This is a genomic window from Oleispirillum naphthae (assembly GCA_027864655.1).
Lineage (GTDB): Bacteria > Pseudomonadota > Alphaproteobacteria > Rhodospirillales > Rhodospirillaceae > Oleispirillum > Oleispirillum naphthae.
Window position 1 is genome coordinate 25,604 of the sequence record JAQAZG010000010.1, and the last position, 26,874, is coordinate 52,477.

General features: G+C 68.1%; 23 protein-coding genes. 13 read left to right on the forward strand and 10 right to left on the reverse strand.

The genetic code is table 11. The features are described 5' to 3' along the window. The first annotated feature begins 9 nt into the window (after positions 1–9). Positions 10–615 (forward strand): hypothetical protein, encoded by a 606-nt coding sequence (locus O7R11_RS11440; RefSeq protein WP_337997654.1) that lies wholly within the window; start codon positions 10–12, stop codon positions 613–615. Between the two features lie 41 nt (positions 616–656). Here the strand turns inward: O7R11_RS11440 and O7R11_RS11445 are convergent, their stop codons facing one another. From O7R11_RS11445 to O7R11_RS11465, 5 genes are all read right to left on the reverse strand, one after another. Then, positions 657–2,147, reverse strand: coding sequence for a TrkH family potassium uptake protein (locus tag O7R11_RS11445; protein ID WP_337997655.1), 1,491 nt, complete (start codon positions 2,145–2,147; stop codon positions 657–659). A 13-nt stretch (positions 2,148–2,160) separates the two neighbouring features. Then, positions 2,161–4,308 (reverse strand): putative bifunctional diguanylate cyclase/phosphodiesterase, encoded by a 2,148-nt coding sequence (locus O7R11_RS11450; RefSeq protein ID WP_337997656.1) that lies wholly within the window; start codon positions 4,306–4,308, stop codon positions 2,161–2,163. Beyond that, positions 4,292–5,461 carry an alcohol dehydrogenase-like regulatory protein ErcA gene (ercA, locus tag O7R11_RS11455; protein WP_337997657.1) on the reverse strand — a complete coding sequence of 390 codons (1,170 nt, stop codon included), beginning with the start codon at positions 5,459–5,461 and terminating at the stop codon, positions 4,292–4,294. The genes O7R11_RS11450 and ercA overlap by 17 nt, the downstream gene beginning before the upstream one ends. A 127-nt stretch (positions 5,462–5,588) precedes the next feature. Then, complete coding sequence (locus O7R11_RS11460) at positions 5,589–6,209, reverse strand: LysE family translocator (RefSeq protein WP_337997658.1); 621 nt, start codon at positions 6,207–6,209, stop codon at positions 5,589–5,591. Next, a complete protein-coding gene (locus O7R11_RS11465) occupies positions 6,210–6,608 on the reverse strand; it encodes a hypothetical protein (RefSeq protein WP_337997659.1) in 399 nt (132 codons plus the stop codon). It lies immediately after the preceding gene. Between the two features lie 113 nt (positions 6,609–6,721). On the opposite strand from O7R11_RS11465, the gene O7R11_RS11470 reads away from it, so the two are divergent. The 7 genes from O7R11_RS11470 (at position 6,722) to O7R11_RS11500 (ending at position 14,752) form a co-directional block, all read left to right on the forward strand. Continuing rightward, entirely contained in the window at positions 6,722–8,734 is a 2,013-nt protein-coding gene (locus tag O7R11_RS11470; protein ID WP_337997660.1) for a tetratricopeptide repeat protein, read from the forward strand. Positions 8,735–8,803: 69 nt separating this feature from the next. Continuing rightward, the gene (locus O7R11_RS11475) at positions 8,804–9,238 is read left to right on the forward strand and encodes a bacteriohemerythrin (RefSeq protein ID WP_337997661.1); all 435 of its coding nucleotides are present in this window, start codon (positions 8,804–8,806) and stop codon (positions 9,236–9,238) included. 19 nt (positions 9,239–9,257) lie between these two features. Beyond that, complete coding sequence (locus O7R11_RS11480) at positions 9,258–9,968, forward strand: RlmE family RNA methyltransferase (RefSeq protein WP_337997662.1); 711 nt, start codon at positions 9,258–9,260, stop codon at positions 9,966–9,968. Between the two features lie 82 nt (positions 9,969–10,050). After that, a complete protein-coding gene (gene guaB / locus O7R11_RS11485) occupies positions 10,051–11,517 on the forward strand; it encodes an IMP dehydrogenase (protein WP_337997663.1) in 1,467 nt (488 codons plus the stop codon). 136 nt (positions 11,518–11,653) lie between these two features. Continuing rightward, positions 11,654–13,012 (forward strand): RsmB/NOP family class I SAM-dependent RNA methyltransferase, encoded by a 1,359-nt coding sequence (locus O7R11_RS11490; protein WP_337997664.1) that lies wholly within the window; start codon positions 11,654–11,656, stop codon positions 13,010–13,012. Further along, a complete protein-coding gene (guaA, locus tag O7R11_RS11495) occupies positions 13,009–14,562 on the forward strand; it encodes a glutamine-hydrolyzing GMP synthase (protein ID WP_337997665.1) in 1,554 nt (517 codons plus the stop codon). The genes O7R11_RS11490 and guaA overlap by 4 nt, the downstream gene beginning before the upstream one ends. 7 nt (positions 14,563–14,569) lie before the next feature. Further along, on the forward strand, positions 14,570–14,752 hold the full coding sequence (locus O7R11_RS11500; protein WP_337997666.1) for a DUF4169 family protein: 183 nt from the start codon (positions 14,570–14,572) through the stop codon (positions 14,750–14,752). Positions 14,753–14,911: 159 nt separating this feature from the next. Here the strand turns inward: O7R11_RS11500 and O7R11_RS11505 are convergent, their stop codons facing one another. The 3 genes from O7R11_RS11505 to rsgA form a co-directional block, all read right to left on the reverse strand. After that, a complete protein-coding gene (locus tag O7R11_RS11505; RefSeq protein ID WP_337997667.1) occupies positions 14,912–15,634 on the reverse strand; it encodes a DNA-processing protein DprA in 723 nt (240 codons plus the stop codon). Positions 15,635–15,657: 23 nt separating this feature from the next. Next, the gene (locus tag O7R11_RS11510; protein ID WP_337997668.1) at positions 15,658–16,500 is read right to left on the reverse strand and encodes a hypothetical protein; all 843 of its coding nucleotides are present in this window, start codon (positions 16,498–16,500) and stop codon (positions 15,658–15,660) included. Between the two features lie 350 nt (positions 16,501–16,850). After that, on the reverse strand, positions 16,851–17,909 hold the full coding sequence (gene rsgA, locus O7R11_RS11515; RefSeq protein WP_337997669.1) for a ribosome small subunit-dependent GTPase A: 1,059 nt from the start codon (positions 17,907–17,909) through the stop codon (positions 16,851–16,853). A gap of 734 nt (positions 17,910–18,643) precedes the next feature. Between rsgA and katG the strand changes: the two genes are divergently transcribed. Together katG and O7R11_RS11525 are read left to right on the forward strand one after the other, a co-directional pair. Next, positions 18,644–20,824, forward strand: a complete 2,181-nt coding sequence (gene katG, locus O7R11_RS11520) for a catalase/peroxidase HPI (RefSeq protein ID WP_476445262.1) — start codon at positions 18,644–18,646, stop codon at positions 20,822–20,824. Between the two features lie 45 nt (positions 20,825–20,869). Then, on the forward strand, positions 20,870–21,214 hold the full coding sequence (locus tag O7R11_RS11525) for a type II toxin-antitoxin system PemK/MazF family toxin (protein WP_337997670.1): 345 nt from the start codon (positions 20,870–20,872) through the stop codon (positions 21,212–21,214). Between the two features lie 73 nt (positions 21,215–21,287). On the opposite strand, the gene O7R11_RS11530 is transcribed toward O7R11_RS11525, so the two are convergent. Next, complete coding sequence (locus tag O7R11_RS11530; RefSeq protein WP_337997671.1) at positions 21,288–22,616, reverse strand: solute carrier family 23 protein; 1,329 nt, start codon at positions 22,614–22,616, stop codon at positions 21,288–21,290. A 188-nt stretch (positions 22,617–22,804) separates the two neighbouring features. On the opposite strand from O7R11_RS11530, the gene O7R11_RS11535 reads away from it, so the two are divergent. After that, positions 22,805–23,728 (forward strand): DMT family transporter, encoded by a 924-nt coding sequence (locus O7R11_RS11535; protein WP_337997672.1) that lies wholly within the window; start codon positions 22,805–22,807, stop codon positions 23,726–23,728. A 234-nt stretch (positions 23,729–23,962) separates the two neighbouring features. Here O7R11_RS11535 and O7R11_RS11540 read toward each other — a convergent pair whose 3' ends face one another. After that, positions 23,963–24,976 carry a zinc-binding alcohol dehydrogenase family protein gene (locus O7R11_RS11540; RefSeq protein ID WP_337997673.1) on the reverse strand — a complete coding sequence of 338 codons (1,014 nt, stop codon included), beginning with the start codon at positions 24,974–24,976 and terminating at the stop codon, positions 23,963–23,965. A 105-nt stretch (positions 24,977–25,081) separates the two neighbouring features. Between O7R11_RS11540 and O7R11_RS11545 the strand changes: the two genes are divergently transcribed. Both O7R11_RS11545 and purT read left to right on the forward strand, forming a co-directional pair. Then, positions 25,082–25,492 (forward strand): winged helix-turn-helix transcriptional regulator, encoded by a 411-nt coding sequence (locus O7R11_RS11545; RefSeq protein ID WP_337997674.1) that lies wholly within the window; start codon positions 25,082–25,084, stop codon positions 25,490–25,492. A 190-nt stretch (positions 25,493–25,682) separates the two neighbouring features. Then, positions 25,683–26,867, forward strand: coding sequence for a formate-dependent phosphoribosylglycinamide formyltransferase (gene purT, locus O7R11_RS11550; RefSeq protein WP_337997675.1), 1,185 nt, complete (start codon positions 25,683–25,685; stop codon positions 26,865–26,867). Positions 26,868–26,874: the final 7 nt, after the last annotated feature.

Consider the following 26,874-nt stretch of genomic DNA (forward strand, 5'->3'; position numbering starts at 1 on the left):
AGCTTCGAAATGCCGTTCTTCTCCCCCTTCCGGCGCGGTCTGCTGCTCGGCCTCTTCGCGGCGCTCGCGCTCGCCGCCTGCACCAGCACGCCGCCCGCGCCCACCTATCCGGACATCCGCTTCAGCCAGGGCGAGGCCCTGCCGATCCGGGCGATGCGGGTGGACATCTCTTCCTCCTACCAGCCGACCTTCGCGTCGCCCAACGTCGAGCACCTGATGCCGGTCTCGCCGGAGCGCATGGCGCGGCAGTGGGCGCTCGACCGCCTGCAACCGCTGCGCGCGGGCCGCGCGGTGGCGCGTTTCGAGGTGCTCGACGCGCGGGTGACGGAGACCAGACTCAAGGTCAAGACCGGCATCGTCGGCACCTTCACCGACGAACCGGCGGAGCGCTACGACGCGACGCTGACCGCGCGGCTGACCCTCGACGATCCGGAGCGCAGCTACCACGGCTCGGTGGAGACCACCGCCAGCCGCAGCCTGACGGTGCAGGAGGGCGCCTCGATCAACGACCGGGAAAAGGCCTGGTACGAGCTGACCAAGAAGCTCGGCGAGGAGTTCGACCGTGCGATGAGCGCCAACATCAAGCGCTATCTGCCCGAGGCGCTGGGCAACTGAGCGGAAACGGAAAAGCCGGGGAAACCCGGCTTTTCCGTGGCCTATTCGCGCCAGAATGCGGGCTGGAGGAGCACCAGCACCGAGAGAATCTCCAGCCGTCCGATCAGCATGCCGAAAGCGAGCATCCACTTCGCCGCATCCGGCAGGGTGGCGTAGGTGCCCGCCGGGCCGATGATCTCGCCGAAGCCGGGCCCGACGTTGGAGATCGCCGAGGAGGCCCCGGAGATCGCGGTGGTGAAGTCGAGGCCGAGGAACGACAGCCCCACCGCCAGCCACGACACCGACAGCGCGTAGAGGAAGAAGTAGGCCATCACCGCATCGGTGGTGCCGGTCAGGAGCGGGCGGCCGTTGTAGTGCGGCAGCATCACGATGTGGGGGCGCAGCATGCGCGCCACCTGCTGCTTCGCGGCGAGGAACAGCACCTGGAAGCGGAACACCTTGAAGCCGCAGGTGGTGGACCCGGCGCAACCGCCGACGTATTGCAGCACGAACAGCAGAAGCACCGGCAGGCCGCCCCACAGCTGGATGTCGGTGGCGGTGTAGCCGGTGCCGGTGATGATCGAGGTGGCGTGGAACACCGCGCCGAGCACCGCGAGACCGATGTCGTAGCCGCTGTCGGAGATCAGCCAGGCGGCGATCAGCGCGGCGGCGAGGCCCAGCGTGGCGAGGAAGACGTGCACCTGATCGTCGGAAAAGAGCGGCCGCCAGTTGCCGCGCGCCGCCTGTAGGTAGAGGGCGAACGGCAGGGCGGCGACGATCATGCCGCCGGTGGCGACGGAGAGCATCGCCGGGGAGCGCCAATGGGCGAAGCCGTCCGGCCGGGTGGAGAAGCCGCCGGTGGAAAGCGTCGTCATCGCGTGGTTGACCGCGTCGAAGGGGGTCATCCCGACGAGCCAGTAGAGCGCCGCCCAGAGCGCGGTGAGCAGCGCGTAGATCGCGGCGAGTTCGAGCGCGATCGGGCTGACGCGGGAGAAGATCTTGTCCGGGGTGTCGAAGGCCTCGGTCTTGAACACCTGCATGCCGCCGACGCGCAGCATCGGCAGCAGCGTCACCGCCATCAGCACGATGCCGATGCCGCCCAGCCATTGCAGGGTGGAGCGCCACAGCAGGATCGCCGGACTCTGCGCGCCGACGTCGGCGAGGATGGTGGCGCCGGTGGTGGTGAGCCCGGACATCGCCTCGAAGAAGCCGTCGGTATAGGGCAGGGCGGCGCTGCCGAAGCAGAAGGGCAGGGCGGCGAACACCGGCAGGATCGCCCAGATCGAGGTGGCGAGCAGGAAGACGTGGCGCAGGTTGACGCGGCGTTTCGCGCCGCCGCAGCTGAGAATCATCGCCAGCCCGACGAACACGGTGACCGCGGCGGCGGCGGCGAAGATCACCCAGTCGCCGCCGCCCTCGGAGAGGGAAACGGCGGCGGCGGGCGCCATGGCCACGGCCAGAACGATCAGGAACAGCCCGACGACGAAGACCACCGGACGGATATCGAGCACGCTTTCCCCCACAACAGGCGACGAGGCCGTACTATGCGCCAAACCGCCTCTCCTGTCATCCGCGCGGGCCGGTGCGGCGGGGCAGCCGCCGTTCGAACTCGCGGTGCGGCGCGGGGTGGCCGCCCAGGTATCCCTGCATGATGTCGCACCCGGAGCGGGCGAGGAAGGCCTTCTGCGCCTCGGTTTCCACCCCCTCGGCGACGACCATCAGGCCGAGGCCGTGGGCCATGGCGACGATCGCCTCGATGATCGCGCAGTCGCCGCGGTGGTCCGGCACGTTGTGGACGAATTCGCGGTCGATCTTGATGATGGTGACCGGCAGGTCGCGCAGGTAGGCGAGCGAGGCGTAGCCGGTGCCGAAGTCGTCGATGGCGAGTTCCACGCCGAGGGTCCGCAGGGCGTGCAGGCGGTCGATCGACCCCTGGGTGCCGCGCATCGCGAAGCTCTCGGTGATTTCGAGCTTGAGGAGTTCGGGCGGCAGGCCGGAGTCCGCCAGCGCCGCGGCGACGGTCTCGACGATCGGACTGGAGGTGATCTGCACGCCGGAGATGTTGACCGCCACCGGCACCGCGGCGAGGCCCGCATCGAGCCAGGTCTTGACGCGGCGGCAGGCGTCGAACAGCAGGTGTTCGCCCATCGGCACGATCAGGCCGGTCTTCTCGGCGCGCGGGATGAAGGCGTCGGGCGGGATGATGCCGCGCTTCGGGTGGCGCCAGCGCGCCAGCGCCTCGGCGCCGCAGAGCGCATCGTCGGCGAGGCGGAATTGCGGCTGGTAGAACAGCTCGATCTCGCCGGCGTCGATGGCGCGGCGCAGGCTGGTCTCGATCCGCAGGTTCTTGAAGGCGATCTTGGTGAGTTCGCGGGTATAGATGCGGAAGCGGTTGCCGCCCTCGCTCTTCGCGTGGTGCACGGCGGAATCGCAGTTGCGCAGAAGCGCGGTGACGCTCTGCCCGTGCTCGGGGAAGAGGGTGATGCCGATGGACAGGGTGACGAACGCCTCGAAACCGTCGAGGTCGAACGGCTCGGTGCAGGCTTGCACCACCTTGCGCGCCACCCGCGCCGCGTCGTCGGCGGAGGAGACGTCCTCCAGCAGCACCGCGAACTCGTCGCCCGACATGTGCGCCACCAGGTCGGCGGCGCGCACCGAGTTGGCGATGCGCGAGGCGAGCGCCTGCAGCAAAAGGTCGCCGGTCTGGTGCCCCAGGGTGTCGTTGATCGTCTTGAAGCGGTCGATGTCGATGAACAGCAGCGCCAGCGCGCGGCCGGTGCGCCGCGCCCGGGTCAGCGCGCGCTCCAGCGCCGCGCCCAGCATCAGGCGGTTGGGCAACTGGGTCAGCGGGTCGTGGTGGGTGAGGTGTTCGAGGCGGCGCTCGGACTCCTTGAGCCGCGAGATGTCGGAGAACACGCAGACGTATTGCGCGGGCGCGCCCGCATCGTCGCGCACCGTGCCGATCGCCATCCACATCGGCAGCGCCTCGCCGGACTTGCGCAGGCTCCACATCTCGCCCTGCCACTGGCCGGTCTGCTCCACCGCCGCCCACAGTGCGGCGTAGAAGGCGTCGCCGTGGCGCAGCGAGCGCATCACCGCCACCGGGCGGCCGACCACCTCGTCCGCGGCATAGCCGGTGACCTGCACGAAGGCGGGGCTGACCGCAACGATGTCGCGCGCGGCGTCGAGCACCATGATCCCTTCCACCGCGTTGTCGAACACCGCCGCGGCCTGGCGCAGCCGCTGTTCGGTGCGCATGCGCTCGGTGATGTCGCGCCCCACCGCGATGGCCAGGCGCTCGGCATCGCCGGCGCGCAGGCTGACCGCGATCTCCACCGGGAAGCGGCTGCCGTCGGCGCGGCGGAATGCGGTGACGATGGTGCGGCTGCACATCTCCGGGCGCTGCGCGCAGCCGGAGTGGTCCTCGCGCAGGAAGGCGAGCACCTCCTCCGCGCCGATGGCGGAAAGCGGCGGCGGCGCGGCGTGGCCGAGGGCGTCCTGGGCGGTGCGGTTCCAGTCGGCGATGCGCTCCGCCGCGATGTCGAGGATCAGCACGATGTCGGAGGAAAGGTCGAACAGCGCGCGGAAGCGTTCCAGTTCGCGCAGGCGTTCCTGCAATTCCGGGTAGTGGCTCTTCTTCAGGGACTCTTCGCCGAGGCCGATGATCCGGCCCTGGAGTTCCTGCCAGTCGATGGTCCTAGAGCGCTTCGGCATAGACCGTCTCGATGTCGCCGCGGCTGGGGCGGCGGGGGTTGGTGACGATGCAGGCGTCGGCGAGCGCATAGTCCGCGAGGTCGGGGATGTCGGAACGCTTCACGCCGCAGGAGGCCAGCGTGCCGGAGATGCCGACCTCGCGTTTCAGATCCTGGATGAAGCCGAAGATGCGGGAGAGCGCCCGGGGGCCGGAGAGTCCGCGCAGGTCGAGGCCGAGCGCCTCGCCGATGCGGCGGCAGCGGTCCTCCGCCGCGGGGAAGTTGTAGGCGAGCACGTGCTCCAGCAACAGCGCGTTGCATTGCCCGTGCGGCAGGTCGAGCAGGCCGCCGAGGCTGTGCGCCATGGCGTGCACCGCCCCCAGGCTGGCGTTGGAGAAGGCGAGCCCGGCCTGCAGGCTGCCCATCATCACCGCCTCGCGGCGCGCCGCATCCGCCGGGGAGGCCACTGCGCCCGCCAGGTTCTCGCGGATCAGGCGGATCGCGGCCAGCGCGTGCATGTCGGTGAGCGGCCCGGAGGCGACGGAGGCGAACGCCTCGATGGCGTGGACCAGGGCGTCGATGCCGGTGCAGGCGGTGAGGAAGGGCGGCATGCTCGCCGTGGTTTCCGGGTCGATCAGCGCGAGGTCCGGCACCACCGCCTTGGAGATGATCGCCATCTTCACCGGCTCGCTGGGGTGGCGGATGATCGCGAACTGGCTGACGTCGGCGGAGGTGCCCGCGGTGGTGGGGATGCAGATCAGGGGCGGGCAGGGCCTGCCCACCGCATCGACGCCCTCGAAGTCCTCGATCGGGCGGTGGTTGGACGCCACGATGCCGATGCCCTTGGCGCAGTCCATGACGCTGCCGCCGCCGATGGCGATGATGCCGTCGCAGCGTTCCGCCGCATAGAGCGCCGCGCCGCGCATCACCTCGGCGGCGCGCGGGTTGGGGCTGACCTCGGTGGTGGCCACCGCCTCCACCCCTGCGGCGGCGGCGGTGGAAAGGGTTTCGTCCAGCCAGCCCGCGGCGGCGACGCCGGGGTCGCTCACCACCAGGATGCGGGACAGGCCGAGGTTGCGGGCGTAGCGTCCGGCGAGGTTGCGGGAGCCGCCGCCGAAGACGAATTCCGGGGCGACGAACTTGCGCAGGCCGGAGACGTCGATCTCATCTTGCATCGCGTCCGTTCTCCCTCCGGGTATTCTCCGGTCTTCTTCGTCGCAGCGACCGTCATAAAGAACAGGTTGCATCTCCGGGGAGGTATTTCAATGTTTGCGCCGCGGCGTGGGGCGGCGCGTTTTCCGCCTATGCGCCGTCCGGCCAGGCGAGCCGCGCGGCCAGCCCGGCGAGCACCGTGCCGGTGAAGCGGCTCTGCCACTTCCACACCGCCGGATGGCGCGCCAGCGCCGCGCCGATGGGGCCGAAGGCGATGGCCGCGGAGGCGAGCACGGTCAGCCCCAGCGCGGCGAAACTCACCCCGAGGAGGAAGAGCTGCGGCGTGATCGGCCCCGCCGCCGGGTTGGTGAACTGCGGCAGGAAGGCGATGAAGAACACCGCGAGCTTGGGGTTGAGGAGGCAGCTCAGCGCCGCCTGGCGGAGGATCACCAGGGGCCGCGCCGCGGCGAGCGCCGCCTGCGGCGCGGCCCCTGCGCGGAAGGCCTGCGCCGCGAGCCAGATCAGGTAGACCGCGCCCGCGATCTTGATCGCCGCATAGGCCCACGGCAGGGCGAGGAACACCCGCGACAGCCCGAGGGTGATCAGGGTGACGTGGATGACCAGGGCGCCTGCGATGCCGAGCGTGGCGAGAAGCCCCGCGCCGCGCCCCTGGGCGATGCTGCGGGCGATCACGTAGGTGAGGTCCGGCCCCGGCGTGACCGCAAGGGCGAAGGCGGCGGCGAGAAACGCCCAGTAGAGAGTCCAGTCCATTCAGCGTACGCGGGTGATGCCGGGAAGGAAGCTGCCCATGCGGGTGTCGGTGCCGTAGGGGTTGGGCGCGGCGAAGCAGGAGACGTCGGCGAGCGAGCGGTAGCAGAAGGGCTCGGGCGGCGGGGTATAGGCGATCCGGATGGGGCGGCAGTAGCGGTCGCCCTGGCTGGCGCGCACCGAGGAGCAATCTTCCGAGCGGAAGTAGGAGACGATGTGGTCCACCATGGTCTTGTCGGTGACCATCAGGGTGGCGACGTCGGCGGCGAACAGCGCCTGGTAGCCGTGGTTGAAGGGGGTGAGCTTCTCCACCCCGGCGCTCGGCACAGCGTCGTCGAGGGAAGAGAACCAACACCCGCCGAGCGTAAGCAGGGCGAGACAGGAAAGAGGAACCCTCCACACCGTCGGACACTCCGTTTGAAAACAGGCCGTCGCAGTATACTATCTTCGGGTTCCGTTAAAAAATCCTGAAGCCGGCGCGGCTCGCGGCGGCCGGCGCATGGGGGAGAGCGGTCTTGTCCTTCGGCTCGGTATTCATCACCGACCGCGCCTTCTGGCGTCCCGGCTCCGGCGTCGCGGCGCGTCAGCGCGAGATGCTGGGCTATCTGGCGGAACAGGGGCCGGTGGACCTGATCTACCTCGGCACCGCGCTCGGCGAGTTCGAGCGGCTTGCCGCCAACCTCGCCGCCTCCGCCGCGGCGCGGGAGATCCGCTGCGAGGCTCTGGTGCCGACGCTGGACCTGCGGCGCGCCGCGGCGCGCCTCGGCGGGCTGATCGCGGAGCGCCGCCCCTCCCGCGTCCTGGTGATGTCCGACGATCTCGCCTGGGTGCCGGATTTCGTGCCCGCCACCATTCCCGTTCTGCTCGACGCCGAAGCGGCGGAAACCCCGGTGCGCCTGGGCGAGGCCGAGCTTTTCGCCCTCGCCCGCCGTTTCGACCGGGTGCTGTGCGCCTGCGAGGGCATGCACGCCCGCGCCGCCGCCGCGCTGGGTGCGGCGCGCTGCGGCTTTGCGCCGCACCCGGTGGCGGTGGCCGACCCCCTGCCGCCGCTGCGCCGCGAGGTGGCGCGCATCGGCGTGTTCTTCGGCGACGGCTGGGTGGACGCCGCGGCGCTCTCCTGGCTGCACGACGCGGTGTGGCGGCGGCCCGAGCTCGCCGCCGCGCGCGGCGCGGTGGAGGTGGTGGTGGGCGGCGCGGTCGGCGGCGCGGGCGACCTGCCGAAGGCGTGCCCGGATTTCCGTTTCGTCGGGCCGGTGGACCGCGCCCTGCCGTTCTTCGCCGCGGTGGATGTGGTGGCGGCGCCGCACCGCGCCCCCGGCGCGGCGCGCACGGTGGTGGAGGCGCTGGGCCACGCGCGGCCGCTGCTCGCCACCCCCGCGGCGATCGCCGGTCTCTTCTCCCTGGCCGCGCCGGCCTGCCTGCTCGCCGAGGCGGCGGAGGACTTCGCCGCCGCGCTCGCGCTCCTCGTCGGCAGCGCGGTGGAGCGCCGCCGCCTGGTCGATGCGGGGCTCGCGGTGGCGGTGGGCGCGCTGTCGCCCGAGGCGTGCTTCCGTCCGGTGATCGAGGCCGCCGCCGGGCTGCGCCCGCCGCCCGCCCAGGCCGGGGCGGGCGAGCCCGCGGCGGAGATGTCCCTGCCGCAGGCGCTGAGCCAGGGCCTGGCGCACCAGCGCGCCGGGCGTCTGCACCAGGCGGAGCAGGTGTTCTCGCGCATCCTTTCCTCCGCGCCGGACCATCCGGAAACCCTGCACGCCCTCGGCACCCTGCTCATCCAGAAGGGCGACACCGCCGCCGCGGTGCCGGTGCTGCGGCGCGCCACCGACCGCCGCCCCGGCAACGCGGTGAGCTGGAACAATCTCGCCACCGCGCTCAATGCGCTCGCCCGCCATGCGGAGGCGGAAGAGGCGGCGGAGCGCGCGCTCGCCCTGCGCGAAGGCTATGTCGAGGCGCTGCTCAACCGCGCCCGCGCGCGCCGCGGCCTCGGCCGCGCCGAGGCGGCGCTCGCCGACTGCGCCGCGGCGCTCGTCCTGCGCCCCGAAGCGCCGGAACTGCTGCACGAACGCGGCCTGGTCTTCGGGAAGCTCGGCGACGCCGCCGCCGCCGAACGCGACCTCAAGGCCGCGGTGGCGCACCGCCCCGGCGAATCGGGGTGGAACGCCGACCTCGCCCGCCTGCTTTCGGCGCGCCGCGCCGCCGGGCTGCCGCGGCCGCGCGTCGCGCTGTGCTGCGCCGGCGGCGGCCTGCCGCCGGACTGGGAGCCGGTGTGGGCGCTGCCGGGGGTGGAGGCGGTGGCGGTTTCCGCCGCGGCGGCGCTTTCCGAACGCTGCGACCTCCTCATCACCGACGACGCGGCGCTCGCCCGGCGCGCCGCGGCGGCGCGCCGGGCGGTGTGGCTGCGCGGCGCGGGCGCGGGCGACTCGGAACGCATCCGCGCCTTCGCCGAAACCCGGGACGGCGGCTGGGCGGTGGCCGATATCGCGGCGCACCTTGCCGTCTGGGCGCGCGCCTGGGCGCTTCCGCCCGCCTCTTGACCGAAAGCGATTGCCGTACCGCCGCCGGAGAGGTATATCCCGCCCGTGGCACGGCGGATGAGGTGCGGCGTGGACAGTTTTCCCTGGTCGGATGAATACGCCACCGGCAACTGGGCGATCGACGCTCAGCACCGCCGTCTTCTCGAGCTGGCGAGCCTGCTCGGCGAGGCGCTGGCGGCGGGGCGCGCCGACGAGATCGCCGCCGAGGCGCTCGCCGCTCTCGAAAACTACACCCGCTATCACTTCGCGGAGGAGGAGGCCTACTTCGCCTCGATCCGCGCCCCTAGCCTCGCCAGGCACCGCCGCATGCACGCCTCGCTGGTCCTCGACGTCGAATCGATGCGCTTCAATCTGGTGTCGCGCCATCCCGGCGTCGGCGCGCAACTGGCGCGCTGGGTGGTATCCTGCCTGTTGCCGCACATGATGTACGAGGACACCGCGGCGATCGCCGCGACCGGCGGCAAGCGTTCCACACCGCGCGCGCAGGCGGCGGCGGAAGAATAACGAACACGGAGAATCGAATATGAGCGACGGCCGCAGAGGGGGAGACGGACGCGGCAACACCCGCATGCTGCACACCCGGGTGAAGACGGCGCGCGGGCGCAAGTCCTCGTCCACCCGCTGGTTGCAGCGCCAGCTCAACGATCCCTACGTCGTCGCGGCGCGGCGCGAGGGATACCGCTCCCGCGCCGCCTTCAAGCTGCTGGAACTCGACGAGCGCTTCGGCCTGCTCAAGCCCGGCCGGCGGGTGGTGGACCTCGGCTGCGCGCCGGGCGGCTGGACCCAGGTGGCGGTGGCGGCGGTGAAGCCCGATGCCTCGGGCGGCCAGGTGGTCGGCCTCGACCTGCTGGACATGGACCCGGTGCCGGGCGCCGTCACCTTCGTCTGCGACTTCACCGACGACGATGCGCCGGGCCGCCTCAAGGCGCTGCTCGGCGGGCCGGTGGACGTGGTGCTCTCCGACATGGCGGCCAACACCACCGGCCACCCGCAGACCGACCATCTGCGCATCATCGCGCTGCTGGAAATGGCCTACGCCTTCGCCTGCGAGGTGCTGGCCGAGGGCGGCTGTTTCGTCGCCAAGGTGTTCCAGGGCGGCGCGGAGTCGGACTTCCTCGCCCGCATGAAGCAGGACTTCGAAACCGTGCGCCACGCCAAGCCCCCCGCCAGCCGCAAGGATTCCGCGGAAATCTATGTGGTGGCGAAGGGCTTCCGCAAACCGTCAAGTCTCTAGCGCGGTTTTTGCATGGCCGCCGCCTTCCCTCCGACGCCTAAATGTGTATAGTGCGGCAACGGAAATTCTCCAGGAGGCGAAGGTGCGCATCGAAGAAGCCCTGACGTTTGACGACGTGCTTCTGGTCCCCGCCGAATCCAGCGTTCTGCCGGCGCAGGCGCAAACCAAGACCCGGCTCACCCGCGACATCGAACTCGGCATTCCCCTGATCTCTGCGGCCATGGACACGGTGACCGAGGCGCCGATGGCGATCGCCATGGCGCAGTCCGGCGGCATGGGCGTGATCCACAAGAACATGGATATCGGCGCGCAGGCGGAGGAAGTCCGCCGCGTCAAGAAGTTCGAGTCCGGCATGGTGGTCAACCCGGTCACCATCTATCCCGACCAGACGCTCGCCGACGCGCTGGCCCTGATGGACCGCCACCACATCTCCGGCATTCCGGTGGTGGAGCGCGGCTCGGGCAAGCTCGCGGGCATCCTCACCAACCGCGACGTGCGCTTCGCCACCGACCCGATGCTCAGCGTCTCGGAACTGATGACCAAGGAAGGCCTGATCACCGTCACCGAGAACGTCGAGCGCGCCGAGGCGAAACGCCTGCTCCACCAGCACCGCATCGAAAAGCTCGTGGTGGTGGACGGCGCCTATCGCTGTATCGGCCTGATCACCGTCAAGGACATGGAGAAGGCGCAAACCTTCCCGAATTCCTGCAAGGACGTGCAGGGCCGCCTGCGCTGCGCCGCGGCCACCGGCGTCGGCTCCGACGGCATGGACCGCGCGCTGGCGCTGATCGAGGCGGGGGTCGATGTGGTCGTCGTCGATACCGCGCACGGCCACTCCAGGGGCGTGCTCGAGGCGGTGCGGGCGATCAAGAAGCTCTCCGCCACCACCCAGATCATCGCGGGCAACATCGCCACGCCGGAAGGCGCGATGGCGCTGATCGACGCGGGCGCGGACGGCGTCAAGGTCGGCATCGGCCCGGGCTCGATCTGCACCACCCGCATCGTCGCGGGCGTCGGCGTGCCGCAGTTCTCCGCGATCATGGAGGCCTCGAAGATCTGCCGCGCCGCGGGCGTGCCGCTGATCGCCGACGGCGGCCTCAAGAACTCCGGCGACATGGCCAAGGCGATCGCCGCCGGGGCCGACACCGCGATGATGGGCTCGCTGCTCGCCGGCACCGACGAGGCCCCGGGCGAGGTGTTCATGTTTCAGGGACGCTCGTACAAGTCCTACCGCGGCATGGGCTCGATCGGCGCGATGGCGCGCGGCTCGGCGGACCGCTACTTCCAGGCCGAGGTCAAGGACAGCCTGAAACTGGTGCCCGAGGGCGTGGAAGGCCGCGTCCCCTACAAGGGGCCGGTGGCGCCGATCGTCCACCAGCTGGTCGGCGGCCTCAAGGCGGCGATGGGCTACACCGGCAACGCCACCATCGACGACATGCACGAAAAGGCGCGCTTCCGCCGCATCACCGGCGCGGGCTTCCGCGAAAGCCACGTCCACGACGTGGCGATCACCCGCGAAGCCCCCAACTACCAGCCGCCGTCGGTGTGATGGGGCCGCGTGGAAACCACCAGGCCGGGGCTCCGCCCCGCCCCACGGCAAGCCAAGTGACGGGATCCAAGGGCTCAAGGCCCTTGGTGGGGTCCAGGGGTGAAACCCCTGGCCTCGTTGTTTCCAGGGGGATGCCATGACACCGGGCGGGCGGTTGCAGGCGGCGATCGAGGCGTTCGACCGGGCGCGGGAAGAGGATCGCCCGGCGGACCGGGTATTGCACGATTATCTGCGGGAGCGGCGCTACATCGGCGCGCGCGACCGGCGTGCGGTTTCGGAGTTGTTCTGGGGCCTGATGCGCAGCCGTGCGCGGCTGGCCGCCGACTGCGCCCTGGCCGACGGGCGCAACCTCACCGATGCGGCGGTGCGCGCCGAGGCGGGGCGGCGGCTGGCGATTGCGCTGTGCGTGCGCGAGAAGACGGCGGGGGTGGCCGATCTCGCCCTCTTCGACGGGCAGAACTATGCGCCTGCGGAAATTGCGGCGCGGGAGCAGGCGTGGGTGAAGGCGCTGAAGCAGGCGAAGCTTGCGGAGCGGCCGGACTGGGCCTGGGCCGAGACGCCGCAATGGCTGTGGCCGCGCTTTCAGGAGATTTATGGCGACGCGGCGGAGGCGGAGATCGCCGCGGCCCGCGCCGAGGCGGGCGTGGACCTGCGGGTCAATGCGCTGAAGGCGACGCGGCAAGAGGCGGCGGCGCGCCTCGCCGAAGAGGGCGTGGCCACCGACCCGATGCGGTTCTCCCCCCTGGGGCTGCGCTGCCGCGAGCGCGCCAACGTGGCGGCGGCCAAGGCTTTTCTCGAAGGCTGGGTGGAGGTGCAGGACGAGAGCGCGCAGCTTGCCGCCCTGCTGGTGGATGCGCAGCCCGGCGAGACGGTGGTGGACTTCTGCGCCGGGGCCGGGGGCAAGACGCTGGCGCTCGCCGCGGCGATGAAGAACGCAGGCCGCCTGATCGCCTGCGACGTGGCGCAGGCGCGGCTCGACCGTTCCGCCGTCCGCCTGCGCCGCGCCGGGGCGTTCAACGTGATGCGCCGGGTGCTGGCGGGCGAGGCCGACAAGTGGGTGAAGCGCCACAAGGGCACCTGCGACCGCGTGCTGGTGGATGCGCCGTGCAGCGGCTCCGGCACCTGGCGGCGCAACCCGGATGCGCGCTGGCGGCTTTCGCCGGAAGGACTGGCGGAGCTGACCGCGTTGCAGGGGCGGATTCTGGCGAGCGCGGCGCGGCTGGTGCGGCCCGGCGGGCGGCTGGTCTATGCCACGTGTTCGCTTTTCCTTGAGGAAAACCGCGAACGGGTCGAAGACTTTCTGTCGGCGCATGGGGAGTTTTCCCTGGCCCCGGTGGCGGAGGCGTGGCCCGAAAGCGCGGGGCCGGTTCCCGCGGCGTTCGCGGAGATGCAGACGCTGAACCTGACGCCGGGACGGCATGGGACGGACGGATTTTTCGTCGCGGTGATGCGCCGCGCCGAGACAGCGGCAGAGGAAGGGGACGAGACGCCATGAGCGAGCGGATTCTGATCGTCGATTTCGGCTCCCAGGTGACGCAGCTGATCGCGCGCCGGGTGCGCGAGGCCGGGGTCTATTGCGAAATCCACCCGTTCCAGAAGGTGACGGAGGAGAGCATCGCCGCCTTCGGGCCGAAGGGGGTGATCCTCTCCGGCGGCCCGGCCTCGGTGACGGAAGAGGACAGCCCGCGCGCGCCGCAGGGCCTGTTCGCGATGGGGTTGCCGGTGCTCGGCATCTGCTACGGCCAGCAGACCATGGTGACGCAGCTGGGCGGGCTGGTGGAGGGCTCGGACCACCGGGAGTTCGGCCGCGCCTACGTGACCGTCTCCGGCGACTGCGCGCTGTTCACCGGGGTGTGGGCCCCGGGCGCGCGCGAACAGGTGTGGATGAGCCACGGCGACCGCGTCACCCGCCTGCCGGAAGGTTTCCAGGCGGTGGGCACCAGCGAGGGCGCGCCGTTCGCCGCCATCGCCGACGAGGCGAAGAAATTCTACGCCGTGCAGTTCCACCCCGAGGTGGTGCACACCCCCCACGGCGCGCAGTTGCTCGCCAATTTCGTGCACGGGGTGTGCGGCTGCAAAGGCGACTGGACGATGGCCGCCTTCCGCGATCAGGCGGTCGCCGCGATCAGGAAGCAGGTGGGCAAGGGCCGGGTGATCTGCGGCCTGTCCGGCGGCGTGGACTCCTCGGTGGCCGCGGCCCTGATCCACGAGGCGGTGGGCGATCAGCTCACCTGCGTGTTCGTCGATCACGGCCTTCTGCGCATGGGCGAGCGCGACCAGGTGGAAGAGGTGTTCGGGCGGCGCTTCAACACCCGGCTGGTGACGCGCGACGCCTCGGACCTGTTCCTGGAAAAGCTGGAAGGCGAGACCGACCCGGAGAAGAAGCGCAAGACCATCGGCGCCACCTTCATCGACGTGTTCGAGGAAGAGGCGAAGAAGATCGGCGGCGCGGAGTTCCTGGCGCAGGGCACGCTGTACCCGGACGTCATCGAGTCCGTCTCGTTCACCGGCGGGCCCTCGGTGACGATCAAGTCGCACCACAACGTCGGCGGCCTGCCCGCGCGGATGAAGATGAAGCTGGTGGAGCCGCTGCGCGAGCTGTTCAAGGACGAGGTGCGGGCGCTGGGCCGCGAACTCGGCCTGCCGGACGAGATGGTGGGCCGCCACCCGTTCCCCGGGCCCGGCCTCGCCATCCGCATTCCCGGGCAGCCGATCACCCGCGAAAAGCTGGACATCCTCAAGAAGGCGGACGCGATCTACCTGGAGGAAATCCGCAATGCGGGCCTCTACGATACGATCTGGCAGGCCTTCTGCGTGCTGCTGCCGGTGCGCACCGTCGGCGTGATGGGCGACGGGCGGTCCTACGACTATGCCTGCGCCCTGCGCGCCGTCACCTCCACCGACGGCATGACCGCCGACTTCTATCCCTTCGACATGGCGTTCCTGGCGCGGGTGGCGAACCGCATCATCAACGAAGTGCGCGGCATCAACCGCGTCACCTACGACGTGACCTCGAAACCGCCGGGGACGATCGAGTGGGAGTGAACGGTCGATGACCGAGGTCGTCAACCTGCGCCAGGCCCGCAAACACAAACAGCGGGCGGACAAGGACCGCCGGGCCGAGGAAAACCGCGCCAAATTCGGCCGCCCCAAGGCGGAAAAGACGCACGCCGCCGCCGAGGAAACCCTCGCCCAGCGCCGCCTCGACCGACACAAACTCACCCCCGACGAATGAACAAGGGCGCTGCACAGCGCCCTTTTCGTTGAACCGGGCTGCCGCCAAGGCCGAGCTGCCCGCCCGGCCCCGCCTGGAGCGCAGCCTAGAGACCTTCAGGTTTTCATTGTTTCGCAGTCATCGCAACTTTATGAGGTTACGATACGGATAATGATTTTCTCAAAATAGAGATGGTTGCCCGTATGACGCTGGGGCTTCCCACTGGCCTTCGATAGCTTCTTGTACACGCTTTAGGTTAGCTCGCCCGGTGCTTCGATTTCGAGCAAGCGGAATTCCTCCTTTTCCGATCAAGATAGTATTGCCCAAAGCACTTTCTCGTGCCTGTTCGTAAACGGCAACAAATAAAGGTTTGGACAAGGAAAGCGTGGTAAGTCCCGCGTTTAGGGTTCCACCTTTCTCCCCCGCTTCGATCACGATCATCGCACGGCTTAAAGCGATGATCAGGGTATTCCGATCCATTGCCCGGTATACTTTCCAGGCGGCATCTGGCGTGAATTGGCTGATTACCAAAACTCGGTTCCAGTCCCATATGGGTTGGAATTCTTTTCTAATGCGAAAATGATCTATCCCCTCCGGAAGGGCTAGAATCGTGGTTCCCCCGGCCTCTAGAGTAGTCCGATGCGCGATGAAATCGACTCCTGCGGCATTGCCCGAGATTACGGAGATACCTAAGGAACAGGCTTGTTCCGCGCAGTCTCTCGCTGTTTCCAACCCTTTGTCGCTGGCCTTGCGCGATCCACAGAATCCAACGCCGGGTTTTGTGAGGAGAGAGAGGTTACCTTGACACCAGAGGGTAGGAGCCTTGCCGTTGAATGCAGCGACCACTGATCCAGGATATAAGTCGTTTTCCGGCGTCAATTGAGTGATGGGCGGTGCATTCATTGTTATGAACTCTTTTGCTTTTTCTATGTGTTATCAGTGTCTCGGAGCGTTTTAACGATACAAAGACCAAATACCTTATCGGCTCCGGCATTAATTAATTTTGATGCCACGAACTGGAGCGTGGTTCCCGACTGATACTTATCATCGACAAGGATCACCGCGCCGCCTTTAATTGGTGGAGAGAGTTCCAAGCCGGTAGATTCCCATGCTTCCCATTTTTGATCAACGGGAAGCTGCTTCACAGTTCCTTTCTTCTCTTTGAAAGAAAAGCGAGGGGTTAGGTCTTCTTTCCCAAGTGACGCCGTTACACGTGCGGCTAGAACTGAGGGCAGATCGTAGGTTTTGCCGGGCTTTGGGGGAACTGCGGCGATGAAAGGGGCATTTCGGTATCCAGGTAATGAGCGAATCTGATCTGCAATTATGTCGGTTAATTCAGAAAGGGCCGCTTCATCAGGCGCGTTCTTTGCTCTTGCTTCTAAGGCACCAAGATGGGTGTATGTTCCTGATTCGTTGTCTACAAGGTTTTGGTCGAGGGCAATTGATAAATCAAGGCAATCTCGTAAGAAAATACGTGTTCCTTGCCCTCTGCACCACGTATCAATTGTGCGAAATTCACTTTCAGATTGAATTGACCTAAAATAACCATATTTTCCCTTGAAAAGCTCAAGATCTGTTTCTTCTCCAAGAATAAACCCTACGGAATTGAGGAAGGGTACGTTAAAGAATCCAATGTTAGGCGGATCGGCTCGTTTTGGCTCTTTTGCGTGTTGATGCGCAAAGCAAATTCTGTGCACGCCAGTGCCCCGTAGCGATTCGACATCGGCTTTTGTTATATTCTTCCGGCCTGAAAAACCGACGAATTTCATTTTCTGTCCCTCTTGATCTATGCACGGCCTTCGGACAGATAATTGTCCCGAGTTCGTGTTGCATCAAGCAAAAACCCGTATAGAGAGCATAATTGATTTGCGTATTCGCTTAACCTTCTTGGTTGACGAAGGACATGATGGGTTTCGACAGGTCTGCTGCCCATCTTTCGGTATCCGATGTACCGTCGTTTGGTGTTGCGGGGGCGGGCCGCCGTCGGGTCATCCTCGCCTGATTGGCAAACAAACCGGAGGCCTGGAGGCTGTGCCTCCAGGCGGGTCCGGGCGGCAGCCCGGTAAGCTTAAGTGCGCTTTTCAGCGCCCTTAAGCTTGCGTATGGCAGCGGCGGCGGGTTAGCGGCGTTTGGGGGTGGTTTTGTCCTTGATCACCGCGCGGACCATCTTGCCGAAGGTGCGGTCGCGGGCGCGGCGTTCGGCCAGGCTGGCGGTATTGAAGCTTTCCTCGGCGGCGAGTTTCCGCCATCGCGCGAGGCGTTCCGGGTCGAGGCTTCCCGCCGCGATCGCCGCCTTGATCGCGCAGCCCGGTTCGGCGTCGTGGGAGCAGTCGGAGAACCGGCACTCTTGCGCCAGGGCGGTGACGTCGTCGAAGACTTCCTCGGTTCCGGCGTGCGCGTCGGCGAGTTGCAGTTCGCGCATGCCGGGGGTGTCGAGCAGCCAGCCGCCGCGTTCCAGGCGGTGCAGTTCGCGGGCGGTGGTGGTGTGCCGCCCCTTGTCGTCGTCGGCGCGGGTCTCTCCGGTGGCGGCGGAGCTTCCCGAAAGGCTGTTGATCAGCGTCGATTTGCCGACGCCGGAGGAGCCGAGCAGGGCCACCGTCTGCCCCGGTCCGCACCATGCGCCGAGCCCGGCGGCGGCGTCCGCGTCGCGGGCGTCGAGGGTTTCGACGACGAGGCCGGGGAGGAGGCGCCGCGCCGCGTTGGCGTAGTCCGCCGCGTCGCCGGTCCGGTCCGCCTTGGTCAGCACCACCACCGGCATCACCCCGGCCTCCCGCGCCAGGATCAGGTAGCGTTCCAGCCGCGCGGGGTTGAAATCCCGGTCGCAGGAGGAGACGACGAACAGCGTATCGACGTTGGCGGCGATCAACTGAATGCCGCGTCCGGTTCCGGCGGCGCGCCGCTTGAACAGGCTGGCGCGGCGCAGGATGCGTTCGGGGCGCAGGGTGGTGCGTTCGACGACCAGCCAGTCGCCGATGGTGGGGAAGTCTTCCTCCGCCGTCGCGTTCGGCATGTGGGAGGAAATCGTGGACTCGAAGCCGTCCCCCGCGACGGCGAGCAGGCCGCGATGCACCGCCATGACGCGGACGGCGCGGAAATCGGGAGAGTCCCCGGGGGAGAACTGGGAGGCGAAAAACGAGGTCCAGCCGAGGTCGGCCAGACTGGAGAACCGTGAAGTCATTTCGAGTGTCACCGGCAGTTGCGATTCCTCTGCGGAATCGGAAGGTACGACAACAGGCGCGGAGCCCGTTTGAGGGCGTCCGGCCGCAGGGTCGGTTTCCAAGGCCGATGAGTCACGCCCAGGGGGCGGGACCGATCACCCGGCCTTGCCGACCGTGTCGAAAACAGCCGTCGTCACGAAAATCTCCTTTGCGGTTCGTTGCATCCACGGTTTCGTGGTTTTAGGCGATTTGCGCGGCATCCGCAAGTTCCGCGGTCTTTGCCCCGGTTCCGGCGGCCCCTGACGCATCGGCAAAAGCGTCGGTAATTTCAGAATAAAACCATAATTAAAATCCGCAGATTTATCCCGTTGATTCAGAACGGAGAACCGCCGTTTTGGACGGAAAATCCGGGTTTCGCGCTGCGCCGCGCCGGTCGGCTCTCTGTTTCCGCGGGGGCTCCGATCTTATCTGTTTGACGTATCGTGCAAAGGGGGAGATCCCCGTTTCGGTTGATGCGCGGGACGTTCTGTGCCCGCCGTCCTCGTATGGTGAGGCGAAAGCCTCGGCACGCGCCGCGGAAGGCCGTGCCGGCAAAACGCGCCTGGGCCCCGTGCGCGGGGCCCGAACCCGGGCGGTGCAAGACCCGGGCGGCCATATGCCGATGTTCTTCCACTGGTTTTTGCGTATCGGCGCGGTCTGCCCCGACGGAGGGGCTGCACCTGGAAAGTTTCGGACAACGAAGAAGGAGCAGGATATGGGTAGCAGCGACACTATGAAACCGATGGGGGGCAAATGCCCCATCATGCACGGGGGGAATACCCATGCCGGCAGTTCGGTCATGGATTGGTGGCCCAACGCGCTCAACTTCGACATCTTGCACCAGCACGACGCCAAGACCGACCCGATGGGGAAGGGCTTCAGCTATCGCGAGGCGGTCAAGACGCTGGACTATAAGGGAATCAAGGCCGACCTGCTCGCCCTGATGACCGACAGCCAGACCTGGTGGCCGGCGGATTGGGGGCACTACGGCGGCCTGTTCATCCGGATGGCCTGGCATTCCGCCGGTTCCTACCGCATCGCCGACGGGCGCGGCGGCGGCGGCACCGGCAATCAGCGCTTCGCGCCGCTCAATTCCTGGCCGGACAACGTCAGCCTCGACAAGGCGCGGCGGCTGCTCTGGCCGATCAAGAAGAAATACGGCAACAAGATTTCCTGGGCGGACCTGATCATCCTCGCCGGGACCGTGGCCTATGAGAGCATGGGCCTCAAGACCTTCGGCTTCGGCTTCGGCCGCGAGGACATCTGGCATCCGGAAAAGGACACCTACTGGGGCGCCGAGAAGGAATGGCTCGCCCCCTCCGACGAGCGCTACGGCGACGTCGAGGACCCCACGACCATGGAAAACCCGCTGGCCGCGGTGCAGATGGGCCTCATCTACGTCAACCCCGAGGGCGTGAACGGCAAGCCCGACCCGATGAAGACCGCCGCGCAGGTGCGCGAGACCTTCGCGCGCATGGCGATGGACGACGAGGAGACGGTGGCCCTGACCGCCGGCGGGCACACCGTCGGCAAGACCCACGGCAACGGCGACGCGAGCAAGCTCGGCCCCGACCCCGAAGCCGCGGGCGTCGAGATGCAGGGGCTGGGCTGGGACAACCCGGACCAGCAGGGGCTCGCCAACCGTGTCGTGACCTCCGGCCTGGAAGGCGCGTGGACGACGCATCCGACGACATTCGACATGGGTTTCTTCGACATGCTGTTCGGCCACGAGTGGGAACTGAGGAAGAGCCCGGCGGGCGCCTGGCAATGGGAGCCGGTGAGCATCAAGGAAGAGGACAAGCCCCTCGACACCAGCGACCCCACCAAGCGCCACAACCCGATGATGACCGACGCCGACATGGCGATGAAGGTGGACCCGGTCTACAACGCGATCTGCCGCAAGTTCATGGCCGATCCGGAGTACTTCAAGGACGCCTTCGCCCGCGCGTGGTTCAAGCTGACCCACCGCGACATGGGCCCGAAGCCGCGCTACATCGGCCCCGACGTGCCCGCCGAGGACCTGATCTGGCAGGACCCGGTGCCGCAGGGCAGCGCCTCGTGGGACATCGCCGCGGCCAAGGCGAAGATCGCCGCTTCCGGCCTGACCATTGCGGAGATGGTTTCCACCGCCTGGGACAGCGCGCGGACCTTCCGCGGCTCGGACATGCGCGGCGGCGCCAACGGCGCGCGCATCCGCCTTGCGCCGCAAAAGGACTGGGAAGGCAACGAACCGGCGCGGCTCGCCAAGGTGCTCGCGGCGCTCACGCCGATCGCGGCCGCCGTCGGCGCCAGCATCGCCGACATCATCGTGCTGGCGGGCAACGTCGGCATCGAGCAGGCGGCCAAGGCCGCGGGTCTCGACGTCGCGGTGCCCTTCGCGCCGGGGCGTGGCGACGCCACCGACGCCACCACCGACGCCGCCTCCTTCGCGCCGCTCGAACCCCTGGCCGACGGCTACCGCAACTGGCTGAAGAAGGACTACGTGGTCAGCCCCGAGGAGCTGATGCTCGACCGCACCCAGCTGATGGGCCTCACCGCCTATGAGATGACGGTTCTGGTCGGCGGCCTGCGCGTTCTGGGCGCCAACTACGGCGGCGCCAAGCACGGCGTGCTCACCGCCCGCGAAGGCGCGCTGACCACCGACTTCTTCGTCAACCTCACCGACATGGGCAACACCTGGCATCCCGTCGAAGGCGGACATTACGAGATCCGCGACCGTAAGACCGGCGCGGTGAAGTGGACGGCGACGCGGATGGACCTGGTGTTCGGCTCGAACTCGATCCTGCGGGCCTATGCCGAAGTCTGCGCCCAGGACGACAACACCGGCAAGTTCGCCGCCGATTTCGCCGCCGCCTGGGCCAAGGTGATGAACGCGGACCGCTTCGACCTCGCTTGAAACGGGGCTGCACACACGAAGACAAAGGGCGCCGCGAGGCGCCCTTTGCGTGGAAAGCGGCGCCGGTCTGCCACGGGCAGCGTCGTCACCGTCGCTTTGCAAGGGGATTACGGCAAGCCCCGGCCCGCCCTGATCATCCAGTCCGACCTGTTCGCCGAGATGATGTCGGTGACGATCCTGCCGATCACCAGCGAACTGCGGGACGCGCCGTTATATCGCCTGCCTTTGGGGCCCTCCCCCAGCAACGGCCTTCGCCTGTTTTCGCAGATCATGATCGACAAGCCCCAGTCCATTCCCCGCGGGAAGATCGGGCGGGTTATCGGGCAACTGGACGACGAGACCATGGTCTCGGTTACACGGCTTCTTGCCGTGTTCCTTGGCTTCGCCTGAGAAGCGAACAGGCTAAAAATAGGGCCGTCCGGTCGGGGGCGGCCCTTTTCGTCGTGAAGGATGCGGTGCGGTCTCACTCCGCCGCTTCGGGCGAAACTTCCTCCGCCGGTTCCTCGGTTTTACGGTTGAGCAGCGCATAAAGCAGGATCGCGCCGAAGGTCGCGGTGCCGATGCCGCCCAGGGTGAAGCCGCCGAGGTTGAGGGTGAGGTCGCCCGCGCCCGCGATCACCGCCGCGGCGGTGGTGATGAGGTTCTTGGTCTCGGAGAAGTCCACCTTGTTCTCCACCCAGATGCGCCCCGCGGTGGCGGTGATCAGGCCGAAGATGACGATGGACAGCCCGCCGATCACCGGGCCGGGGATGGTGAGGATGAGCGCCCCGAACTTCGGCGAGAAGCCGAGCAGGATGGCGAAGCCCGCGGCGACGACGAAGACCAGGGTGGAGTAGATGCGGGTCACCGCCATCACCCCCATGTTCTCGGCGTAGGTGGTGACGCCGGTGCCGCCGCAGAAGCCGGAGAGGATGGTCGCCAGCCCGTCGCCGAGGAAGGCGCGCCCGACGTAGGGGTCGAGGTTGCGCCCGGTCATCGCGCCGATCGCCTTGATGTGGCCCAGGTTCTCCGCCACCAGGATGACCGCCACCGGGGCGATCAGCGCCATCGCGCCCGCGTTGAACGCCGGGGCGGTGAACTGCGGCATGCCGAGCCACGGCGCGGCGGCGAGGCCGGAAAAGTCGATCGGCTTGCCCAGGCCCATGCTGCCCGCGCCCACCGCATAGAAGAGATACCCGACGAAGCCGCCGATCAGCACCGGAATGCGCCGCAGCACGCCCGGCGCATAGACCGCGGCGACGCCCACGGCGACGATGGTGACGAGGCCCGAGGCGCGGTCGAAGCCGCTGGCGCTGACCCCCTTCACCGCGATCGGCGCGAGGTTGAGGCCGATCGCCGCGACGATGCCGCCGGTGACCACCGGGGGCATCAGGGTCTCGATCCACCCGTAGCCGATGCGGATGACCACCAGGCCGATTGCCGCATAAACCACGCCCGCCGCGATGATGCCGCCGAGCGCGGTGCCGATGTTGAGGTTGGGGCCGGAGCCGGAATAGGCCGAGGCCGCGATCACCACCGCGATGAACGAGAAGCTGGACCCGAGGTAGGAGGGCACCCGTCCGCCGACGACGAGGAAGAACAGCAGCGTGCCGATGCCCGAGAACAGCACCGCGACGTTGGGGTCGAAGCCCATGATGATCGGCGCGAGAACGGTGGAGCCGAACATCGCCACCACATGCTGGAAGCCCGCGACCACGGTCTGCGGCCAGGGCAGGCGCTCGTCCGGGGCGACGCGGTCGGCGGTGGTCGGTTTCCACTCGGGAAACCAGATCTCGGGGGAAATCTTATTCATGGCGGTCTCGGTTTTTGCGTGAAAGGGCTGGGCGGAATCAGGTCGCAGCGAGAGTGTCACCATTGCCGCCGGTTGACAATCCGGTGACGCCGAGCGGGCGAAAAGGCGGGAGTCGGCGGGCCTTTTCGTTTGCCGCCGCCGCGCAGGCGGCGGATAGTGCGCACATCGGAGTCGAAGGAGGCGGACGAGTGAAGCGTGGCGTGTTGAGCGCGCGGGCGGTAGGGCTGCTGCTGCTGGTGCCGCCGCCGTTGTTCTGGGCGGGCAACTTCATCGTCGGGCGGGCGATGCGCGGCGACGTGCCGCCGTTCACCCTGTCGTTCTGGCGCTGGGTGATCGCCTTTTTCTGCCTGCTGCCCTTCGCGTGGAAGCCGATGCGCCGCGATTGGCCGCTCTATTGGCGCTATCGCCGGCACCTGCTGCGCATCGCGCTGGCGGGGGTGACGGCGTTCAACTCGCTGATCTACGTCGGCCTGCAATGGACCGCTGCGGCCAACGGCCTGTTGCTCAATTCCTTCATCCCCATCCTCATCGTCCTCTTCGGCGCGGTGTTCTACCGCCAGAGGCTGAGCCTGGCGCAGGCCGCGGGCCTCGCGCTGTCGTTCGCGGGGGTGCTCGCCATCATCCTGCATGGGGAGTGGGAAAGGCTCGCCACGCTCTCCTTCTCGGCGGGCGACCTCGTGGTGTTCTGCGCGATGATCTCGTGGGCGCTCTATACCCTGTGGCTGCGCGCCATCCCGCCGGAGATCGACCGCATCGGCCTGATGGGCGCGCAGATCGCCGTGGCGTTCCTGTTTCTCGTGCCGATGTACCTGGGGGAACTCGCCTTCGGCTATGCGCCGAACTGGCGGGCGGAAAGCTTCGCCGCGCTCGCCTACCTCGGGGTGTTCCCCTCGGTGCTGGCGTACCTCTTCTACAACATCGGCGTCGCCCGCGTCGGCGCGGCGCGGGCGGGGATGTTCATCCACCTCATCCCGGTGTTCGGGGTGATCCTCGCCGTGCTGTTCCTCCACGAAACGCTGCACCTCTACCACGCCCTCGGCATGGCGGCGATCCTCTCCGGCATCGCGCTCGCCACGCTGCGGGTGAAAACCAAAACCTTGCGGAGGGTCTAGACCCTCCGCGCCTCCCATAACTTCTTGTTTTCGCGCGAAGCGCCATAGGTTTGCGGCGGTTGCCACAGGGGTGCTGCCTGCCGCTTTCGCGGCGAAAAACTTAGGGGAGGCCTGGAGGGATTGGAACCCCGATCCCCGAAGGGGACAAATCGCCCCGGTGGGGCGATTTGAGGGTGGAAATCCCCCGGAGGGAAAGCCCTCCAGGCGGGGAGCGAGGCGGCAGCCCCGCGAAGACTAGAACCCCTCCAGCACGATCTTGCCGCACGCCTTGCCGCTTTCGAGGAGGGCGTGCGCCGTCTTCAGGTTGGCGGCGTCGATCGGCCGCATCACCTCGGTGAGCGTGGTGCGGATGCGCCCCGCATCGACGAGGCGGGCCACCTCGTCCAGCAGCTTGCCCTGCTCGTCCATGTCCGGGGTCTGAAAGATCGGGCGGGTGAACATCAGCTCCCAGTGGATGGACACCGCCTTGCGCTTGAAGGGCAGAACGTCCAGCGTCTCCGGGTCGTCGATCAGGCCGAAGCGGCCCTGCGGCGCGATCAGCTCGACGATCTCCGCAAGGTGGAGCCGCGTCTGCGTGGTGGAAAAGACGAACGACGGCGCGCCGAGGCCGAGCGCCGCAACCTGCGCGGCCAGCGGCTTGCGGTGGTCGATCACGTGGTGCGCGCCGAGCGACTTCACCCAGGCCACGGTCTCCGGGCGGGAGGCGGTGGCGATCACCGTGAGGCCGGTGAGCGCGCGCGCCAGCTGGATGGCGATGGAGCCCACGCCGCCCGCGCCGCCGACGATGAGCAGGGCGTTCGCCCCGCCCGCCACCGGGCGGCGCACGTCGATGCGGTCGAACAGCATCTCCCAGGCGGTGATGCTGGTGAGCGGCAGGGCCGCGGCCTCCGCATCGGAGAGGCTTTTCGGCTTGTGCCCGACGATCCGCTCGTCCACCAGATGGAGCTGGCTGTTGCTGCCGGGGCGGGCCAGCGACCCGGCGTAGAACACCGCGTCCCCCGGCTTGAACCCCCGCACCTCCGCCCCGGCGGCGGCGACGCGGCCCACCGCATCCCAGCCGAGCACGGCCCACTGTCCGGGTTCGGCCCCGGCGCGGCGGCGCACCTTGGTGTCCACCGGATTGACGGAAACCGCGGCCACCTCGACCAGCAGGTCGCGCGGACCGGGGGTGGGGTCGTCCAGTTCGACGTCGAGAAGCGAATCCTCCCGGTCGATGGCTCCGGCGGTCTTGTAGGCGACGGCTTTCATGGTTCGTGCTCCTTGGCGGCGATGGCTATGAGCCGAAGATGCTGCTATATGCTCTTGAAGCCAATACGCACAAAGAACGCCATTAGTGTAAAAAAGGATACCGTCATGGCCAAGGTCCGCTTCGCCCGCTTCGACGGCAGCCCCGGCTGCCCCGTGGAGGCCGCCATCGGCCTGATCGACGGCAAGTGGAAGTCGGTCATCCTCTTCCACCTGCTCGCGGGCACCCTGCGCTTCGGCGAAATCCGGCGGCATATCGTCAAGGTCACGCCGCGCATGCTCACCAACCAGCTGCGCGAGCTGGAGGAGGACGGCCTGATCGAACGCAAGGTCTATGCCCAGGTGCCGCCCAAGGTGGAATACAGCCTCTCGCCGCTCGGCCGCAGCATGGAACCCGTCCTCCTCGCGCTCAAGACCTGGGGCGACGCGCACATCGGCCTCTACGGCAAGCCGATTCAAAAACCAGGCCAGGGCGCTGCCCTGGACCCGCAAGGGGACTCGGTCCCCTTGACCTCATAACTTGGTTTTTGCGCGCAGCGCGATAGAGCCATCGCGCGGCGTGACGGTTGCTTGCCGCTGCGCGGCGAAAAGCCAGTTAGGGGGTCAAGGGGCCTCCCGGCCCCTTGTGGGTTCGGGCGAAGCCCGACCTTGTTTTCCCCCGCGAGAATCGCGGCTATGATGCCGCGATCGATCGAGCATGGGGGGACGAATGACTGCGATTGCGAAGATTCTGCTGCTGGGCTCCGGCGAACTGGGCCGCGAGTTCGTGATTTCCGCCAAGCGCCTGGGGGCGCATGTGGTGGCTTGCGACTCCTACGCCGGGGCTCCGGCGATGCAGCTTGCCGACGAGGCGGAGGTGTTTTCCATGCTCGATGCGGCGGCGCTCAACGCGGCGATCGCGAAGCACAAGCCGGACTACATCGTCCCCGAGATCGAGGCGATCCGTACCGAGGTGCTGAAGGAGGTGGAGGACGCGGGGTTCACCGTGGTGCCCTCCGCCCGCGCCACGATGATGACGATGAACCGCGACCGCATCCGCGAGGTGGCGGCGCAGGAGCTCGGCCTGCCCACCTCCACCTACACCTACGCCGAGACGTTGGACGAGATGCGCGCCGCGGTGGAGCAGATCGGCGTTCCCTGCGTGGTCAAGCCGGTGATGTCGTCCTCCGGCAAGGGGCAGAGCATCGTGCGCGACGCGGCCAAGGTGGATGCCGCCTGGGATTATGCGGTGGCGGGGATGCGCGGCGACCGCCGGCGGGTGATCGTCGAGGCGTTCATTCCCTTCGATTACGAGATCACCCTGCTCACCGTGCGCACCCGCGAAGGCGTGCTGTTCTGCCCGCCGGTGGGGCACCGGCAGGAGCGCGGCGACTATCAGGAAAGCTGGCAGCCCGCCGCGATGTCCGCCGCCGCGGTGGCGGAGGCGGAGCGCCAGGCCAAGGCGGTGGTGGACAACCTCGGCGGCTACGGCATCTTCGGCGTGGAGTTCTTCGTTTTGGGGGACAAGGTGATTTTTTCCGAACTGTCGCCGCGGCCGCACGATACCGGCATGGTGACCCTGATCTCGCAGAACCTCACCGAGTTCGACCTGCATGCCCGCGCCATCCTCGGCCTGCCGATTCCGGCGATCCGGCAATACGGGCCGAGCGCCTCGGCGGTGATCCTCGCCGACCGCAATTCCGCGGACTTCGTGGCCGGGGGGCTGGCGGCGGCGCTGACGCCGGAGGTTCCGGGCATCGACCTCGACCTGCGCATCTTCAACAAGCCGACGACGCGGCCCTACCGCCGCATGGGCGTGGCCCTGGCGCGGATGTGCGGCGGCGGAGATGCCGACGCCGCCCGCGCCGCGGCGAAGGCGGCTGCGGCGAAGGTGAGGATTTCCTACAAGGAGTAAGCCCCCG

Coding starts and splice junctions, on each gene's coding strand:
- katG (WP_476445262.1), top strand. CDS start 18,644: ATGGGTAGCAGCGACACTATGAAACCGATGGGGGGCAAATGCCCCATC.
- rsgA (WP_337997669.1), bottom strand. CDS start 17,909: ATGACTTCACGGTTCTCCAGTCTGGCCGACCTCGGCTGGACCTCGTTT.
- purT (WP_337997675.1), top strand. CDS start 25,683: ATGACTGCGATTGCGAAGATTCTGCTGCTGGGCTCCGGCGAACTGGGC.
- O7R11_RS11540 (WP_337997673.1), bottom strand. CDS start 24,976: ATGAAAGCCGTCGCCTACAAGACCGCCGGAGCCATCGACCGGGAGGAT.
- O7R11_RS11450 (WP_337997656.1), bottom strand. CDS start 4,308: ATGCCGAAGCGCTCTAGGACCATCGACTGGCAGGAACTCCAGGGCCGG.
- ercA (WP_337997657.1), bottom strand. CDS start 5,461: ATGCAAGATGAGATCGACGTCTCCGGCCTGCGCAAGTTCGTCGCCCCG.
- O7R11_RS11490 (WP_337997664.1), top strand. CDS start 11,654: ATGACACCGGGCGGGCGGTTGCAGGCGGCGATCGAGGCGTTCGACCGG.
- guaA (WP_337997665.1), top strand. CDS start 13,009: ATGAGCGAGCGGATTCTGATCGTCGATTTCGGCTCCCAGGTGACGCAG.
- O7R11_RS11545 (WP_337997674.1), top strand. CDS start 25,082: ATGGCCAAGGTCCGCTTCGCCCGCTTCGACGGCAGCCCCGGCTGCCCC.
- O7R11_RS11505 (WP_337997667.1), bottom strand. CDS start 15,634: ATGAATGCACCGCCCATCACTCAATTGACGCCGGAAAACGACTTATAT.
- O7R11_RS11440 (WP_337997654.1), top strand. CDS start 10: ATGCCGTTCTTCTCCCCCTTCCGGCGCGGTCTGCTGCTCGGCCTCTTC.
- O7R11_RS11480 (WP_337997662.1), top strand. CDS start 9,258: ATGAGCGACGGCCGCAGAGGGGGAGACGGACGCGGCAACACCCGCATG.
- O7R11_RS11530 (WP_337997671.1), bottom strand. CDS start 22,616: ATGAATAAGATTTCCCCCGAGATCTGGTTTCCCGAGTGGAAACCGACC.
- O7R11_RS11510 (WP_337997668.1), bottom strand. CDS start 16,500: ATGAAATTCGTCGGTTTTTCAGGCCGGAAGAATATAACAAAAGCCGAT.
- O7R11_RS11460 (WP_337997658.1), bottom strand. CDS start 6,209: ATGGACTGGACTCTCTACTGGGCGTTTCTCGCCGCCGCCTTCGCCCTT.
- O7R11_RS11500 (WP_337997666.1), top strand. CDS start 14,570: ATGACCGAGGTCGTCAACCTGCGCCAGGCCCGCAAACACAAACAGCGG.